The organism is Litorilituus lipolyticus, from assembly GCF_006439335.1.
Lineage (GTDB): Bacteria > Pseudomonadota > Gammaproteobacteria > Enterobacterales > Alteromonadaceae > Colwellia > Colwellia lipolytica.
Map to the genome: position 1 here is coordinate 119,565 of NZ_SAWY01000040.1, position 17,515 is coordinate 137,079.

General features: G+C 37.5%; 17 protein-coding genes and 1 riboswitch. Of the genes, 11 read left to right on the forward strand and 6 right to left on the reverse strand.

Annotated elements, in window-relative coordinates; translation table 11 throughout:
- Window positions 1-66 precede the first annotated feature (66 nt).
- From rluB to EPA86_RS16670, 6 genes are all read left to right on the forward strand, one after another.
- A complete protein-coding gene (gene rluB, locus EPA86_RS16645; RefSeq protein ID WP_140605517.1) occupies window positions 67-1,152 on the forward strand; it encodes a 23S rRNA pseudouridine(2605) synthase RluB in 1,086 nt (361 codons plus the stop codon).
- 28 nt (window positions 1,153-1,180) lie between these two features.
- Window positions 1,181-2,320, forward strand: a complete 1,140-nt coding sequence (rnd, locus tag EPA86_RS16650; protein WP_140605518.1) for a ribonuclease D — start codon at window positions 1,181-1,183, stop codon at window positions 2,318-2,320.
- A gap of 188 nt (window positions 2,321-2,508) precedes the next feature.
- Entirely contained in the window at window positions 2,509-2,802 is a 294-nt protein-coding gene (locus EPA86_RS16655) for a YcgL domain-containing protein (protein WP_140605519.1), read from the forward strand.
- 1 nt (window position 2,803) lies between these two features.
- A complete protein-coding gene (locus EPA86_RS16660; RefSeq protein WP_211664956.1) occupies window positions 2,804-3,853 on the forward strand; it encodes a lytic murein transglycosylase in 1,050 nt (349 codons plus the stop codon).
- A gap of 9 nt (window positions 3,854-3,862) precedes the next feature.
- Window positions 3,863-4,405, forward strand: a complete 543-nt coding sequence (locus EPA86_RS16665) for a YcgN family cysteine cluster protein (protein ID WP_140605520.1) — start codon at window positions 3,863-3,865, stop codon at window positions 4,403-4,405.
- Window positions 4,406-4,453: 48 nt separating this feature from the next.
- Window positions 4,454-5,338: a DMT family transporter gene (locus EPA86_RS16670; RefSeq protein ID WP_140605521.1), complete on the forward strand. Its 885-nt coding sequence runs from the start codon at window positions 4,454-4,456 to the stop codon at window positions 5,336-5,338.
- Here EPA86_RS16670 and EPA86_RS16675 read toward each other — a convergent pair.
- The gene (locus EPA86_RS16675) at window positions 5,335-6,462 is read right to left on the reverse strand and encodes an ABC transporter substrate-binding protein (RefSeq protein WP_140605522.1); all 1,128 of its coding nucleotides are present in this window, start codon (window positions 6,460-6,462) and stop codon (window positions 5,335-5,337) included. The two genes, EPA86_RS16670 and EPA86_RS16675, sit on opposite strands and share 4 nt — an antisense overlap.
- 288 nt (window positions 6,463-6,750) lie before the next feature.
- Between EPA86_RS16675 and EPA86_RS16680 the strand changes: the two genes are divergently transcribed.
- The 4 genes from EPA86_RS16680 (at window position 6,751) to EPA86_RS16695 (ending at window position 10,705) form a co-directional block, all read left to right on the forward strand.
- The gene (locus EPA86_RS16680; protein ID WP_140605523.1) at window positions 6,751-7,125 is read left to right on the forward strand and encodes a BlaI/MecI/CopY family transcriptional regulator; all 375 of its coding nucleotides are present in this window, start codon (window positions 6,751-6,753) and stop codon (window positions 7,123-7,125) included.
- Window positions 7,118-8,362, forward strand: a complete 1,245-nt coding sequence (locus tag EPA86_RS16685) for a M56 family metallopeptidase (RefSeq protein WP_140605524.1) — start codon at window positions 7,118-7,120, stop codon at window positions 8,360-8,362. Before EPA86_RS16680 ends, EPA86_RS16685 begins: the two co-directional genes overlap by 8 nt.
- A 214-nt stretch (window positions 8,363-8,576) precedes the next feature.
- The gene (locus EPA86_RS16690; protein WP_140605525.1) at window positions 8,577-9,950 is read left to right on the forward strand and encodes a DEAD/DEAH box helicase; all 1,374 of its coding nucleotides are present in this window, start codon (window positions 8,577-8,579) and stop codon (window positions 9,948-9,950) included.
- A 23-nt stretch (window positions 9,951-9,973) separates the two neighbouring features.
- Window positions 9,974-10,705: a hypothetical protein gene (locus EPA86_RS16695; protein WP_140605526.1), complete on the forward strand. Its 732-nt coding sequence runs from the start codon at window positions 9,974-9,976 to the stop codon at window positions 10,703-10,705.
- A 5-nt stretch (window positions 10,706-10,710) separates the two neighbouring features.
- Here EPA86_RS16695 and EPA86_RS16700 read toward each other — a convergent pair whose 3' ends face one another.
- Window positions 10,711-11,646, reverse strand: a complete 936-nt coding sequence (locus EPA86_RS16700; protein ID WP_140605527.1) for a GGDEF domain-containing protein — start codon at window positions 11,644-11,646, stop codon at window positions 10,711-10,713.
- A 317-nt stretch (window positions 11,647-11,963) separates the two neighbouring features.
- On the opposite strand from EPA86_RS16700, the gene EPA86_RS16705 reads away from it, so the two are divergent.
- Window positions 11,964-13,931, forward strand: coding sequence for a monovalent cation:proton antiporter family protein (locus EPA86_RS16705; protein WP_140605528.1), 1,968 nt, complete (start codon window positions 11,964-11,966; stop codon window positions 13,929-13,931).
- A gap of 20 nt (window positions 13,932-13,951) precedes the next feature.
- On the opposite strand, the gene EPA86_RS16710 is transcribed toward EPA86_RS16705, so the two are convergent.
- The 4 genes from EPA86_RS16710 to EPA86_RS16725 all read right to left on the reverse strand — a co-directional run bounded on the left by EPA86_RS16710 (window position 13,952) and on the right by EPA86_RS16725 (window position 17,483).
- Window positions 13,952-15,106, reverse strand: coding sequence for a patatin-like phospholipase family protein (locus tag EPA86_RS16710; RefSeq protein ID WP_140605529.1), 1,155 nt, complete (start codon window positions 15,104-15,106; stop codon window positions 13,952-13,954).
- Window positions 15,107-15,349: 243 nt separating this feature from the next.
- A complete protein-coding gene (locus EPA86_RS16715; RefSeq protein WP_140605530.1) occupies window positions 15,350-15,709 on the reverse strand; it encodes a DUF3718 domain-containing protein in 360 nt (119 codons plus the stop codon).
- Window positions 15,710-15,770: 61 nt separating this feature from the next.
- Window positions 15,771-15,882: riboswitch (cyclic di-GMP riboswitch) on the reverse strand.
- 221 nt (window positions 15,883-16,103) lie between these two features.
- A complete protein-coding gene (locus EPA86_RS16720) occupies window positions 16,104-16,760 on the reverse strand; it encodes a 3-oxoacid CoA-transferase subunit B (RefSeq protein WP_140605531.1) in 657 nt (218 codons plus the stop codon).
- Between the two features lie 9 nt (window positions 16,761-16,769).
- A complete protein-coding gene (locus EPA86_RS16725; RefSeq protein ID WP_140605532.1) occupies window positions 16,770-17,483 on the reverse strand; it encodes a CoA transferase subunit A in 714 nt (237 codons plus the stop codon).
- Window positions 17,484-17,515 lie beyond the last annotated feature (32 nt).

The following is a 17,515-nucleotide window of genomic DNA, read 5'->3' on the forward strand; positions in this document are numbered from 1 at the left end:
TCTACTTAACAACATTAGAGTCAGAAGTTATCTACTTGGGAGAGGCTACTGACGGAGTTGAAATATATGTCGACAAATACAGAAACAAACAAAAAACACCCTGCTAACAAAGCATCAAAGAATAAAGCGAAAAAAGACAGTCAAAAAAGTGCTAGCGACAATAAGTATGGCACCCGTGGCACTGGGAAAAAATCGGGTGCTAAGCAGGGAAAAGATGTTAAAGGCAAGAAGAATAAAGCTGAACAATCAAAACCTGCCAAAGTAAACTTTCAAAAAGCCAGCGTAAAAGATTCGGAAAAATTACAAAAAGTATTAGCACGTTCAGGGCAAGGCTCACGACGTGAAATGGAAACTTATATCAGTGAAGGGCGCGTAAGCATCAATGGTAAAGTGGCTTATTTAGGTGACAGAGTCGACGGCAGCGAGCAAATCCGAATTGATGGTCATCATGTCAAGCTAACTGCGCAAGACGAAACTATATGTCGAGTTTTAATGTACAACAAGCCTGAAGGTGAAATGTGTACCCGCAAAGATCCTGAGGGCAGGCCGACCGTGTTTGACCGTTTACCACCATTAGAAACAGGTCGTTGGGTAGCTGTTGGACGTTTAGATATTAACACTTCAGGTATGTTGTTATTTACTACAGACGGTGAACTTGCCAATAGGCTCATGCATCCATCACAAAAAGTAGAGCGTGAGTATGCAGTTCGTGTTTTTGGTGATATTAATGAAGCCATGCTACAAACGCTAAGAACCGGTGTTAAATTAGAAGATGGGCCCGCACGTTTTCAAAAAATTTCTTATCGTGGTGGAGAAGGCAGAAATCATTGGTTCCATGTTGTGCTTTCAGAAGGTAGAAACCGTGAGGTCCGTCGTTTGTGGGAAAGCCAAGATGTACAAGTTAGCCGTCTTATTCGTGTGCGTTATGGTGATATGGAAATGCAAAGGCAGCTGCCGCTAGGTGGTTGGAAAGAATTAGGTTTAAAAGATGTAAATTATTATCGTAAATTGGTGCAATTAAAGCCTGAAACACAAAGTAAAGTAAAAGTTGATGAAAAAGCGATGGATAATGCGAAGAGTCGTAGAATTCGTCGCTCAGTTAAAAAGCATCAACAACGTCAAAAATTAAGTACACGACGTCGTCATAAGTAGTACAACAGTAATTCAAGAAGTATATGACATGACCTATCAGTATATTGATGACCAAAAAGATTTAGAGCTGCTTTGCAGAAAATTGTCTCAGGCAACAATGCTAGCCATAGATACAGAATTTGTCAGAACAAGAACCCTTTATGCGAAATTAGGGTTACTGCAAGTTTCTGATGGTGAAGTGCTTGCATTAATTGACCCTATTGCAGTATCCGATTTAACTCCTTTTTGGCAGCTATTAACTGATCCTGCCATTTTAAAAGTGCTTCATGCATGCTCTGAAGATCTAGAAGTGTTTATGACGGCGGGCGATTGTAAACCCGAAAATCTAATTGATACTCAAATTATGATGTCGTTTTTAGGTCATGGTTTATCAGTAGGTTATGCAGCTATGGTTAAGCACTATACTGATATTGAATTAGACAAATCAGAGTCGAGAACTGATTGGACTAAAAGGCCGCTTAGCCAAAGACAACTTGTATACGCTAGTGCTGATGTAGAGCATCTTTATGCACTATATCCAACGTTACTCGCTGAAACACAGCAATCAGGTTTCCTAGATTATGCCAAAGAAGAGTCACAAGCCTTAATTGATAAAAAGTTTACAGCCATAGATGACAATGTTTTATATCGCTCGATTAAGTTAGCTTGGCGATTAAACCCTGTGCAACTTAATCGTTTAAAACACTTAACTCGTTGGCGTTATCAGCAAGCAAAGAAAAGAGACTTGCCAATTGGTTTTATTGCCAAAGATCATACGTTAATGGCACTCGCTCAATATAACCCACGTAGTACCTCCGCCATGTTACAACTTGAAGGACCTGAGCAATTAGATATTCGCCATAAAGGTAAAGCGATGCTTGCTGTGTTAAAACAGGCTGAGCAAGATGATGAAGGGAGTTACCCCGCTAAGGTTAGGCGCTTAGACGAGTACCCTGGCTATAAGCAAATTTTTAAAAATGTGAAACAGTTTGTTGCTAAAGTTTCGAAGGAAAAAGGTATTCCAGTAGAAAATCTCGCCTCAAAGAAACAAATTAATCAGTTTTTATCTTGGCATTTTAAGTTACTAGATAGTGATCAGGTAGCAGATAGAATTGATTTATTATTTGGTTGGCGTAAAGATGTACTTGGCGATGCATTGCTTAAGTTTTCAACAAACAAATTTCAATAAAGTGCGTTAACTTTATCTTTTAATTAGTTACCAGATATGTTGAATGTTTATCAAAATATGGTTTAGTGAAATGGTAACAATAAATCACTGAACATCATTCTCAGCTCATGGTATATTGTTTATCAGACAACATTTTATTCATATTATTTTCTAGTATGCCCTTATAAATATTTCTATAGGTCTCCATTATGCTATGCGCAATTTATAAAAGTCCCAAAAAACAGCAAACTTATTTATTTATTAAAAAACGTGATGATTTTTCATCGGTGCCAGAGGCGCTAATGACTACATTTGGTACGCCCACTTTAGTAACTATTGTTAATTTGGCCACCAAAGATAAGCTTGGTATGGCAGATATAGATAAAGTGAGAAGTAATCTAGAAGAACAAGGCTTCTACCTGCAATTGCCACCTCCTGTAGAAGATTTGCTTAAAGAGCATAAAGCCGCAATGAAAGCTGAGAAAGAGCAAGGGGAAGAATAATATGATGAAGAAAATTACTTATATTTCTCTTGCTATGTTTGCCTTATTAACAGCGAGTAACCCAGTGCTTGCAGCAACGGGTAAAAAAGTACTAACCGATGAAGGGTTTGCTCAATACGTTAGTTTGCTGAAAGAGGAAGCGCTTACGCTCGGTTATGATAGAGCGCTGGTTGATAGTAGCTTTTCAAAAGTTAAGTTTCATAAACGTGCGGTAAAAGCCGATAGAAGTCAGCCTGAAAAAGTTGAAACGTTAGACACATATTTGCCTAAGCGAGTACCTAACTGGAAAGTTAAAAAAGCTCGTACTTTATATAAAGAACATTATGATTTATTAACTAAAGTGAGTGAAGAGTACCATGTTCAACCTCGTTTTATCGTTGCATTATGGGGACTTGAAACAAATTTTGGCAAAATTATGGGTAATTATAATGTGATTTCTGCATTGACCACTTTAGCTTACGAAGGTCGCCGTGAGGCTTTCTTTAAAAAGCAATTGTTTGCTGCGCTAACTATATTAGATGAAGGGCATATCAGTATTGAAAAAATGAAAGGTTCATGGGCTGGTGCTATGGGGCAAAACCAGTTTATGCCGACTTCATTCTTAGCCTACGCTGTTGATGGCGATGGCGATGGTAAAAAAGATATTTGGACTAACCAAGCAGATGTGTTTGCTTCAATGGCTAATTACCTGCAAAAAGAAGGTTGGAGTGATGAGTTAACTTGGGGCCGCCAAGTAAAGCTCCCTGAAGGTTTTGATACCTCTTTAGCCATCCCTAAAAATACTGGTAGTCGAAAAAACTGGTTGAAAGCGTGGGCTAAAACTGAGAAGTCACTTGCTGAGTGGCAAGCCTTGGGCGTGAGAAGAAGTGATGGTACAAATTTGCCCACTGTTGATATAAAAGCGGCACTGGTATTTCCTGATGATGAAAATGGTCGTGTTTATTTAGCTTACAACAATTACAAAAGCTTAATGCATTGGAATTTATCTTATTATTTTGTTAGTTCGGTTGGGCATTTGTCTGATCGCATTAAATTTCCTCCTGTTAAATAAGATCCCCCCATGACAAAGAAAAAATCTAGGAAACCTGTTAATACCTTGCAAGTCGAGCCATTTTGGCAAACGAAAACATTGTCAGAGATGAGTCGGGATGAATGGGAATCACTGTGTGATGGTTGTGCTAAATGTTGTTTACACACTTTTATCGATGATGATAAAGCTGATAGTGAAGTTACATTATTGCCAACAGATCATATCCAGCAAGGTGAAAGCTTATATTATTCAAATATTGCCTGTTACTTGTTAAATGAGACAACTTGTCAATGTACTAAATATGAACAGCGCACTAAACTCGTTCCTGATTGCGTCAGGCTTACTCAAGATAACATCGAAGGGGTGTTCTTCATGCCCCCAAGTTGTACTTATCGTCGCATTCAAGAAGGACGTGGACTCCCATCATGGCATCCCTTACTACACAAAGGGAAAAAGTCAGCAATGCATAAAGCCGGTATGTCTGTGAGAGGGAAAATAGTTAAGGACGACGAGGTTAGCCTAGATAAGTTTGAAGATCATATAGTTACTTGGGCTATTAACGATTTAGACTAACGCTTTAGACTCGCAATTTTTTATTTGTTTTATGGGTAAGCCACCATTATGAAAGCTCAACAGCAAAGCCTGTTTTATTTACACTCCGCGGTATTACTTTTTGGTGGCACTGCACTTTTCTCTAAATTAATTCAACTTCCCGCCCTTGATATAACCGTTTATCGAGTAGCTATTGCTTTTATTGCATTGTTTATTTTATTAGTTGCTCAAGGGAAAAAGCTCACCTTAGCAAATCAAAAAGAGTATGGTGTGGCGATACTTTTAGGCATGGTTGTTGGTATTCACTGGGTAACATATTTTGCTAGTATGCAAATGGCAGGGGTAACAATAGGTATCATTTCATTTTTTACCTACCCTGTGATTACAGTATTTTTAGAACCTCTGTTTAGCAAAAAGAGGCCAAAGCTGAAAGATATTGGTATTGCTGTGATAGTTGTTTTAGGCATTTTCCTGTTAATTCCTGAAGTGAATTTGGGCAATCAAACGACCTTAGGCATAATTACCGGAATCATTTCAGCTGCATTTTTTGCTTTAAGAAATATCGTCCATAAAAACTACTTCTCTCATTATTCTGGCCCTCACACTATGTTTTATCAAACGTTTGTCGCTTTTGTGATGTTATTCATGTTTGTGGAAGTGCCTGTTTCTCAAGTTAGTCAACAGGATTGGTGGTTGATTGTGTTGGTAGGAGTGGTGTTTACGGCGACACCTCATGCATTATTTGCTTCTAGCTTACGTCATCTATCTGCAACAACCGCTGGTCTAATTTCTTGCCTACAACCTCTGTACGGTAGTATTTTAGCCTTCTTGTTACTGCAAGAGCGGGTTAGCATAATCTCTTTAATTGGTGGTTGCCTAGTGGTAAGTGCTGCTGTATTTGAAACTTGGTCGGTTAGTGCGAGTAAAGTAAAAGAAAAAGATAAGTTGAGTTAGTTTTCTTCGAGTAAAGCCGATTGACTTAAAGACATATATAATTGTTGAAGACCTTGATGACTTTCACTTGAGTATCGTACTGGCAAAATTTCCTTTTTGAGAGAAAACCTTTCAAACTCCTGAATAAAGCAGGTTTTAGTTAACATAACCTGACATTTTTTGGCTACTTGAGTAAATATGAAAGCATTTAAATACCCTTCTAATTGAACCCTGTTAGGGTGTGCTATCCCTGCTTTTTTCATGTCAGCCATGAATTGATAACATACTTTCCAAGAACAATTTGCAGGTTCAGGCATAACTTCTGATACCATGACTCGGCTTTTATGCTTTAACCGGCTGTATAAATCGCTACTAGAGATAAAAGAGAGTGTGGTGTAAAAAGGGGTTACCCCTTGTTCGTGACCACTATTAATTAACTTAGCTAATGGTTGATATGTGCCAACAAAAATTACTGCATCAACACTTTGCTGTTTTATTGTTGAAAGTACTTTTGAGATATCATCACTGTTTCTTCGGTAGCGACTAGTTACTACTGGGCTTAGTTTATAATCCTTTAAATAGCGTAAAAAAAACTTCTCTGCAGCTAAACCAAACTCATCGGCTTGAATAACTAAGGCGATATTTTTATAGCCTTTTTGCTTAATCAAATACTCTAGTTGTAACTTTGCTTCTTGTTGATAACTGGCTCTTAAATTAAAGATGTTTGACTTTACTGGTGTTCTGAGAAAATCAGCACCAGTAAATGGCATTAAAAATAAAATATTTTTTTGTTTTAGGATAGAAAGAATCGCATGTGACGTCGGTGTTCCAACGTAACCAAAAAGTGCAAAGACTTGCTTAGCGATTAACTGGTGAGTATTGGCAATAGTTTTTACCGGCTCATAGCCATCATCTAGGCTGATCAACTCTACTTTTCTACCATGTATACCACCTTTTTGGTTTATTTTATTAAAGTAGACCATAGAGCCAGCTTTTAACTCATTACCCAGCTGAGAGGCAGGCCCCGTTAGAGCGTTGGACATGCCTAATTTAATTTTAGTTGAGCTAACTCCTTGTTCAGCAAAACAATATGGAATGAAGAAAAGGATAAATTGAAAAGGAATGAATAAAACGCTTTTTATCAAGTGATTTCCCCAACACCTAGCTGATAGTTCTAAGCAAAAACTATCCCTAACTTCATTATAAACATATATGCACAATCCATGGGTAAATATTTATTGGCATAACTAAAAAGCTGAAAAATTGAGAAATAGAATTCGAATTAATAATAAAAAGATGATTGACTTTTATGATTACGAGTGTAATCTTATGTTTATTGATTACGCTTGTAATCGTTTTTGTTGATTACAGCTATTGAATAAATGTATTCTGATAACAATCAAAACTTGAGAAATCAAAACTAGGAATGGCACATGAAAGAGATAAGTAAAGCTGAGTTTGAAGTATTAAGCGCGCTTTGGGAAAAGTATCCGGCTTCAGCAAATGATCTTATCAGTACATTAAATGTAGTAAAACCTTGGCATGATAAAACGGTTAAAACATTACTCAATCGACTTGTTAAAAAGGAAGCTGTAGGTTTTCAAAAGGAACAGAGGAAGTATCTGTATTTTCCACTGATAGAAAAAGAAGCTTATACCCAATATGAAAGTAAAAGTTTAATAGAAAGGTTATTTAGCGGACGCGTTTCTCCTCTTATAGCGGGTTTTGCTAAAAACCAAGAGCTAAAAAAAGAAGATATCTCTCAGTTAAAGGAAATAATTTCGCAATGGGAGAAAGAGAATGATTGATTTTCTTGCCGCACAAATATATCCATTGACTGTACTATTGTCACTCGCTCTATGTAGTCATAATCAGTTGTTGAAAAGGCTTGGTGCAAAAGGCACTTATGCACTTTGGGCGATCATTCCGTTAGCCTTGTTGCTGTTTAATATTCCAGTTGATGTGTTTAGCGTATCAAACGCTGCTCAAAGTGAGTTTAGCCAATACCTAACTATTCCAAAATTAGCATTAGAGCAGGTTGAACATATTGATTGGTTGAGTTTAGTCTGGATAGTTGTTAGTGCTTTCTTAATCATAACTGCCTTTATCAGTCATTTTAAATTTAATAAAAACTTACAGTTAAGCAAAGTGAGAAGTCAGCTTTTTCGAATCACTTTGCCTAAAGGTTTAACCATATATCGAAGTAGCCATGTGCACAGCCCTATGCTTGTTGGCTTATTTGAGCAAAAGTTGGTTATTCCAGAAGACTTTGAAGATATTTACTCTACAGAACAACAGCAATTAATTTTGCAACATGAAATTTGTCATTTTGATCGCAATGACATTTATTGGAACTTATTAGCGTTTAGTTTTATTACGCTGTTTTGGTTCCATCCCTTGGTTTGGCTGAGCTATTTTCGCTTTCGTCGAGATCAAGAGCTTTCCTGTGATCAAACTGTTTTAGCGCGCAAACAAACAGAGAGCAGGATTACTTATAGCAAGGCATTACTAGTAGCGGCAGAGGCCACGCCACCATTAAGTTTTGCTCAGCTATCATTTTATGAATATGGAGATAAGAAAATTATGTTTGAACGCTTAAAGCACATAAAGCATGCAACTAAAAGTAGTAGTGTCACTTTAGCTGTTGTTTCAGCATTATCAATATCGTTGTTATCAGCAGCGAGTTTTGCAGGCAACTTAGGTGGTGGTGAATCTGGCTATCATGGTAATAAAGAATTGGGAGTTTACCCTAAGGTGAGAATAGAGCCTAAATATCCAAAGCAAGCGGCTCAAGAAGGTATTGAAGGTGCAGTGGTATTAAAGTTTGATATCAATGCTGATGGCGATGTTAAAAATGTGAGTGTAGTTAAAGCTCTTCCAAAAGGTGTGTTTGATAAAGTAGCTAAAATTGCTTTACGCCAATGGAAGTATGAGTCAAGCGATGCTTACCATAAAGATCAGCTTGTACAGCTTGATTTTAGAATGGGACCAAACTCAACGTTAGATACTTCTGAAATGCTGGAAAGAATTAAAGTCACTCATTAAAAATAATTTTCGCATCAATAGAAATACTATTAGTCAACTAATAATTATAAAGGCTACTTCGGTAGCCTTTTTGTTTTTATATTTTTGCTAGGATATTAGTAGAAATTCTTAAAGTTCCTCTTTGGTAAAACAAAGGATAATTCTGCTTTTTGTCACGCTTTGTATTATAATCCGCAACCTTAATTTAGTGGTTTGTGAAGTTCTTGGGGGTATTATGAGTGTTGATGCAATTGGTTTATCGGCTGATTTATTGAAAGCGGTTAAAGCGTGCGGTTATAAAAACTTAACTCCAATACAGCAAAAGGCGATCCCATTAATTCGTAAAGGGCATGATTTATTGGCGAGTGCTCAAACTGGCACAGGAAAAACTGCCGCATTTTCCTTACCCATTATCGATAGTATTGTTAGTGAAAAATCAAAATCGACTAAAAGTACTCATTTATCAACAAATCTTGATGTAACGGACAATATAGAAAAGCGTACAGAACATAATATTCGAGCGCTTATATTAACTCCTACACGCGAATTAGCGATTCAAGTGGCTGACAACATCAAGACTTACAGTGAGTTTATGCCGATAAAATGTACTGCCATATATGGTGGCGGAAAAATGACTTCGCAAAGTAATACGTTGAAACAGGGCGTTGATATCTTAGTCGCTACCCCAGGTCGCTTGATAGAGCACTTATCACTAAGAAATGTAAATCTCGCTCAAGTTAAGTACTTAGTCTTAGATGAAGCCGATCGAATGTTAGATATGGGCTTTTTATCAGACATTGAAAAGCTCATGGTGTCTATTAAACATAAACACCAAACGTTAATGTTTTCAGCAACTTTCTCTGAAAAGGTCAAATCACTTGCTAATCAATTATTAATTACACCTAAAACGGTGAGTGTTGCTAAACAAAATAGTACTTCAGGCAAAGTAAAGCAGGCAGTGTACTGGGTAAGTGAAGCAAGAAAACGCGAGTTATTGTCTGAATTGATTGGGGTAAATAATTGGCAGCAAGTTTTAGTGTTTGCTGGTACAAAGGAAAGTGCCAATATATTAGCAAAAGAGTTAAAGCTTGATGGTATTAAAGTCGCTTTATGCCATGGAGATAAAGCACAGGGTGCGAGAAATAAAGCGTTGGAGCAATTTACTGAAGGTAGTGTAAGAGTGCTTGTTGCTACTGATGTTGCTGCTCGTGGTTTAGATATTGATAGCCTTTCTTATGTTGTTAATTTTCATTTGCCGTTTTTAGCTGAGGATTATGTCCATCGTGTAGGAAGGACAGGAAGAGCAGGAAAGTCTGGTACCGCGATTTCTTTAGTGAGCCCTAAAGATGAAAAGTTCTTAGAAAATATTGAAGAGCTACTTAAACGAAAATTTGAGCGTATTATTGTCCCAGGCTATGAATTTAATCGTAACGAAGCGCTTGAATACCAAGAAAAAACGTTAAAACGAGAAAGCAAAAACAGGTATCGAGCTACGCAAGAGAAAAATCAAGCTATTGCAAAGAAAGGGATGAAGAAAAAAGCGAGTCAAAAAAATAAAGTAGCCCGTAGTAGCAGTAAATATAATAGTAAAATCAAAAAGAAAAGATAGCACCACTTTCGTGCTTATTTGCGATGAAAACAATAAACGATGCCACCATTTTTCCGTGCGAAACGCCTTTTGAAAATAGACATCAATGTTGGTTTTGTGGAGAGCCATATTCCAATCATTTTGTCTTTCCACCATTAAAAAATGCAAGTGAATTTGATGAAGGAGTGCATTTAGTATTTAATTGCTCACATGCAAGACTGTCTGTGCCAAGTTGCACTGAGTGCTATCGAGTGGCATTTAAGTGCCAAGTAGATAATATTTGGCAAGTTAACTTACAAGTTAAGCAGTTTTTATTAAAACAATATCGAAAAGATCTTGCTATCGGCATTAACTGGACACCACAATTATTGGCTGAAAGTCAATTTGAAGGGGGCAATTTTGCTGGTTTTCAGCAAAGTGCTTGGTTTATGTATGAAGTTGCTAAAACCAGAGTGAGTTTTCAAGGTTGGCCATTAGTGGTAAATGGTATTGTTATTGAGCCAATTCACTCTGTTGAACAGTTTATGTTTGATGGAGTGCTTTACCCAAGCGTCGAAGAAGCGATAACTCATTATGCAAAGGTATTCTTTTTAGAAAAGGCTTTTTTTAAGGCTGTTTTTCACCATTTAAGCCACCGCATTAATCATAAGTTCGAAGAAAACAACCAACAAGTACAGCAACAGTTTTCTCATGCAGTGAGATTTTGTCGGTTACTTGTTGGCAGTACTCCAGACGAGCGTAAAAGCGCATTCGCAGCGTTTATTGCTGAGCATTAGTGGAGTTATACCACTGAGAGCCTGTGTGACATGTTCATTTTCTTTCTATATAAGGCTTGATCTGCTCGTTCAAAAAAACTGTGCTCATCATCAGCTCTATTAATAAATGTGCTCCCTAAACTACAGCCCAGTTTATATTTAGCGAGTAATACATTTTCAGGCAAAGCTTGTAAAACTCTTTGCTCAATAATAGCTAATGCATCTTCATTTGCATTTTCAACTATTATGGCAAATTCATCACCACCAAACCGGAATAAGCTATCAGAGTCACGTATACAAGTCCTTAAGATATTGGCAAACTCTATTAATACTTTATCGCCAGTGGGATGACCGTAATTATCATTAATCGCTTTAAATTTGTTTAAATCACCCAGTACTAATCCCACTAAACTATGATGTCTATTGGCATTATGCATAGCTCGTTTTAATTGTTCGTCAAAATACCGCCTGTTACCTAAACCCGTTAGTGCATCTTGCATGGCTAGTTGCATTGCTTGGTGATAGGCGACAGCATTTTTCAATGGATGTAACAAACATTGATGTAATTGTTCAAGGATTTTAAAATTAGCAATGCTGATTGGTGCGTTTATACTGTAGGTAAGTGTACCTATATAATCATTGTTGATTTTTAATTGAAACTGACGCTCTTTTTTGGCTTTTCTACTACCCCTTAAGGTTTTACTTACTGAAGGACATTTGAAATATAAGCCAGAAAAATCAAGGTATCGAGCGACTTCTCTTGCGAAAATAGTTAACAGTTCATCTAAATCAAGGGTCGTTTGCAGTTGCTCAATAATTAATAATGTATTTCGTTTGGTTAACTTTTTACTGTCAATAAAGTTTTGAGCGGCAAGAGCATCAGCAGTCAAGGTATCTGCTGATAAAGTGCTAAAAGTATTGAATGGTGAAAATCTATTATCAAGTACATTTAATGTTTGCATGTTATAACCTCACTTGCATCGCTTACAGCTTATTCGCTAGTTAAAAAGCAAAATGTGTGCCACCAGGGGGGATGAAGGTGTTTGACTGGTATGTTATAAAATAAATATTGAATGTTTTCTTTTAACTGATTGATTAATCGTTTTATTATTGTCAATATTATTCAAAGCGTGGTGAAGCTGCAAATTGTCATTTTATTGACTGTAGGTGGCAATTTCTCAAAACCACTAGGATATGGATTTACTTTAGCGGCAAAGTGGCAATGCATTGCCGCTTATCGCTTATTTTTCTTTTCATTATGAACCTTTAAGGATGTTTTGTGACCGGACATATTGAAATTCTTGCTATTTTGACTAGTGCCGTAATTGTCGTTTGGTTATTTCGCCGATTAAAGTTACCCGCAATTTTAGCTTACCTTGTCGCAGGTATGTTAGTTGGTCAGCACGGTTTAGATATTGCTCAAGAACAAGTTGATTATGATCACTTCGCTGAGTTAGGTATTGTCTTTTTACTGTTCACTTTAGGGTTGGAGTTTTCTTTGCCTAGGCTTGTTGCCATGCGGCACTTGGTGCTATCAGTGGGCAGTATGCAAGTAGGTATATCACTTCTCATCTTTTTAATTGCTTCAATGTTTTTTGGCTTAAGTTTTAGCGCGGCTTTTGTTGTCGGTAGTATTTTAGCATTATCTTCAACTGCTATTGTTATTAGACAACTAAGTGAAACGGGAGCGATGAACCGAAAATCGGGTCAATTATCAGTGGCCGTTCTGTTATTTCAAGATGTAGCTGTTGTACCTTTGCTTATTATCATTCCTATGCTTGCACAAGATAGCGACAGTTCTATGCTACTGGCGCTGATGCTGGCAATGGTTAAAGGGGTGGTTGTTGTTGTATTACTTATGCTAATTGGTAAGTGGTTATTACCGAGAGTGTTTAATGTCATAGCTCAGGTAAGAACAGATGAACTGTTCGTTTTAACCACTTTGCTCGTCACTCTACTAGCCTCAGCTTTCACACAATGGTTTGGACTATCAATGGCTTTAGGTGCGTTTCTTGCGGGTATGATGCTTGGCGAGAGCGAATACAAGTATCAATTAGAAGCCGATATTAGGCCATATCGAGATATTTTATTAGGTCTATTTTTTATTACCGTCGGTATGAAACTAGATGTCAGTTTATTATTGTCATCGCCATTTTCTTTGATTGCATTAATGATTAGCTTCATGACTGTAAAGGTGATTATTGTAAAAATGCTAGCCGTTAAAGCAGGTGAGTCAACTAAGGATGCTTGGGCATCTGGGCTAATGCTTGCCCAAATGGGCGAATTTGGTTTTGTGTTGATTGCTTTAGCTAACAATAGTCAATTAATCCCAGTAGATGTCACCTCTATGCTGTTAGGTGCGGGTGTGCTCAGTATGGCAATTACGCCATATATGATTGACCATGCTAGGTCTTGGTCTTTGTTTTTAAGCCAAGAAAAAGTATCTGATGAGCATGATTTAGAATCATTACCTGACAATAAAACACTGAACAATCATGTAATAATTTGTGGCTTCGGTCGAATTGGGCAAACGGTAAGTCGCTTTCTAAAACAAGAAGGCATTGATTTTGTCGCAATTGATATCGATCCATTACGAACACGCAAGGCCCGAGATGCAGGGGAAAATGTATTGTTCGGTTCATCGCGAAAAACAGAAATACTTAATGCAGCATACTTGGCTGAAGCTAAATTAGTGGTAATCGCTTTTGGTGAAGATAAACAATCTGTAGAAGTTATTCAAAAAGTACGTTCAATGTCAGAGTCTGTACCTATTTTAGTGAGAACCCGTAATGATGACCAACTGAGTGTATTACAAAGCGCCGGAGCAAATGAAGTGGTTCCAGAGAGCCTTGAAGGGAGTTTAATGCTCGTTTCTCAAGTCCTTTCGTTATCAGGTGTGCCATTCTCTCGTATTATGAGGCGTGTACAAAAAGAGCGTAAGAATCATTACAATCATTTACATGGCTTCTTTCAAGGTGAGCACACTGATATGAGTTCTTCTGGTATTGATAAAATTGAATTTGCTCATGCTATCATTTTGACTGATGACTCTTTTGCATGCGGGAAAACACTGCAATCGTTAGATTTAGAAAGTCGACGAGTTTTTATCATCTCACTGAGAAGAAATGATACAGAATATGAGTCGCCTGATTTAACAATGGAGCTGTTACCTCAAGATACCTTGATTCTTAGAGGTAAACCTAGAAGAGTTGAACGAGCTGAGCGATATTTACAAGAAGGGCATTAACCCAGTAAATGCGAACATTTCTATTTAAAGAAAAGGAAATCTCTGATTTCTTTTTCTTTTGCTAGCGCATCATTAAAACCAAGTTTAATAAGTTCGCTACAGAAGTTTTTATCGAATAGTAAATAACTGACAATACTCGATTCAGCATCATTTCCAATGCCAATGCTACGTAATAAAAGTTTGACTGACATAGGTATGTCATCATAAAAAGAGGCGGCTATCGCATTAAAATCATGGCTTGGATTGAGTACAAAACTGTCGATGTGTTGTAACCCGTCATTTTCTTGTCTTATTTCTTCTGGAATTAACGTTAGGGTATCGTTTATTCTTCTCATTCTTTCTAAGTCACTATGCATAGTGTCAGCAAAAATTGAGTCTAATAAGTGCCCAGCAATAGTGGCTGAACTTGGTGGGTGAGGGTTGTTTTCATTCGCGTGTAGCGGTTCTTTGGGTTGATCAACACCAATCACAAATATGCGTTTAGCGCCCAAATGAATAGCTGGACTAAGTGGTGATAGCTGATGTACTGAGCCATCTCCAAAGTGTTGATTTTTAATTTTAACAGAAGGAAAAACCATTGGTATAGCTGAAGATGCCATAAGGTGTTCTGTGTTTAATTGCGTAGCCTCTCCGCGTCTTTTAACTCTTTGCCAAGGCTCTGTACCATCAACCGATTGATAAAAGCTAATTGAATCGCCGTTACTGTAACTTGACGCTGTTACAGAAACAGCAGATAAATAGCCCCTTAAAATATTATTATCAATGCGTTGAAAATCTAGCATTTTATTGAGTAATAGCCTCAAAGGCGCATTGTTTAATAAACTTCTGGGTTTTTTGTTGGCGTAATCAGCCTGAAAGCTAGCTAGCATGCCTAAACTGATGTGACTGATTATTTTTGTTGCTTCGCAATGATAAATACTTTCAATATTGAAATTTTTCCATACCCACTCTAGTTTCTTAACGCCCAAATGATAGCAAGAAGCATAGCAAGCAAGAGCTGTTGAGTTAATAGCACCTGCAGAAGTTCCACAAAGGATAGGGAAGGGAATACCATGATTCCTAGGAACAAATTTTGCAATGGCACTTAGAACGCCCACTTGATAAGCAGCCCTTGCGCCACCTCCTGTGAGTACAAGTGCATTCTTACTATCAAGATAATTGCGTTTTCTCGTCATATATGATCTTTTTATTGAAGTATCATGAAAAAGTATTAGCGCTCGAAAATAAAGCTTCCTATGTAAGTGTATGATGTTTTTGAAAACTTTTCTAGTTTCACTAAGGAAGAAGTCACGGGACGAAAAAAAAGCCAGCTAATGCTGGCTTTTTTAAATGACATTGAATTATTAACAAGTAAACCTTCTAACTTATCACTATTATATAAAATAATTTGGGTAAGTAGTTGTGCCTATATGCAATAATTAACTACTAACGCGAGCGTTAGCAGCATCAATCAATGGTTGCGATCCAGTTTGAATTGAAGCTAAATTGGCTGAAACAACTTTCTTTGGTAATTTAGAAATCATCAAAGAACCTGTTTCAACAGCACCAGAAGCCGCAGCAAACTCTAATAAATTCTGACCATTACACTGAATACCATCGAAGATACGACGAATTTTTAATTTATTCGTCTTTAAAAATGAACGCATGCGTTTCTTGTCATCGGCAGCCACGTACTCACATATGCTTTGAGCAATGTTAGCCGCTTGTGCCTGAGGCGTCGATACAACAGACGTTAAAGTTAAAACAGTGATAGTAGAAGCTATTAATAATTTTTTCATTTTAGTAACCTTATATAATACTTGAGTTAATAAAAGAAAAAACCACGGGATGTACCTTGAACGTGGTAACTCCGCTGCCATAGTCAATTACAAATTAAGTAAACAAAATTCATAAACACCTTAGGCCGGTGGTTTTGCGTCGCCTGCTTTCACAGGTTTTGCCTTTTCTTTGTCAATTTTAATTATCACTAAACTTTGCTAAAAATGCAAGTATGACAAGGGGTAACGCTATCTTTGGATATTGTATATTGAATTTTGTTTTGTTTTGGTGTGGCGAAATTATGTACAAGTAATTGTTTTATGGCAAGGTTTACTGTGACAGGTCAACCAGAGAGTGTGGATAAAAATGCCCAAACTTTAGTTATTAAAGCTTGGGCAATCAAAAGTAACTTTACTAAAAAGTCATTTCAGGTATATCGCCTGAAACGACTAACTCACCTTCTGTGAGGTTTTTAATTTCTTCTACTGATACCCCAGGAGCTCGTTCAAGTAGGTGGAACTTACCTTCTTTTATCTCTATTAAGGCAAGATCAGTTAATACTTTTTTAATACAACCTTTACCTGTTAATGGCAAACTACAATTAGATAAGAGCTTAGATACACCATGCTTTGACGCGTGTGTCATGGTAACAATTATGTTATCAGCGCCAGCAACAAGATCCATTGCTCCGCCCATGCCTTTAATCAGCTTTCCTGGGATCATATAAGAAGCAATATTGCCATTAACGTCTACTTCAAATGCTCCTAAAACAGTTAAATCAACGTGTCCGCCACGGATCATGGCAAATGATTCTGCCGAGTCAAAAATTGAGGCGCCAGTTGCCATTGTTACCGTTTGCTTACCAGCATTTATTAGGTCGGCATCTATTTCTTCTTCTGTAGGAAATTGTCCCATGCCTAGCAATCCGTTTTCAGATTGCAACATCACTTCCATGCCTTGTGGCACATAATTCGCCACTAATGTTGGAATACCAATACCTAAATTAACGTAATATCCATCCTGAAGTTCTTGAGCAACACGTTGCGCTATTTGTTCTCTTGATAAAGCCATTATTCTCTCCTATGCCTCTGTATCACTAGGTCTAACGGTACGTTGCTCAATACGTTTCTCAAACGTACCTTGGATTAATCGATCAACATATATTCCCGGTGTATGAATTTGATCGGGATCTAATTCTCCAGGCTCAACAATTTCTTCCACTTCAACGACGGTAATTTTTCCTGCGGTAGCGGCAAGAGGGTTAAAGTTACGGGCTGTTTTTCTAAATACTAAGTTTCCGTATCTATCGGCTTTCCACGCTTTAACAATGGCAAAATCACCAGTTATTGATTCTTCTAGAATGTAATCACGACCGTTAAACTGTCTTTCTTCTTTGCCTTCTGCAACGGGAGTTCCATAGCCTGTAGCAGTGAAAAAAGCAGGGATACCAGCACCACCGGCACGCATTTTTTCTGCTAAAGTACCTTGCGGTGTTAATTCCACTTCAAGTTCGCCTGCCATCATCTGGCGTTCAAATTCAGCATTCTCGCCAACGTAAGAGGCAATGATTTTTTTAATTTGGCGATTTGGCAATAATATACCTAAACCAAAATCATCAACTCCGCAGTTATTAGAAACAAAGGTTAGGCCTTTAGTCCCTTTACGTTGTATTTCATTAATTAGATTTTCTGCAATACCACATAGACCAAAGCCACCAGAAATTACGGTCATATTGTCTGATAAACCTGCCATGGCTTCTTCGTAGCTTGACACTACTTTGTCAAATCCGGCCATACTTTTCTCCTCGTTAAGTCTGTATTCAACTG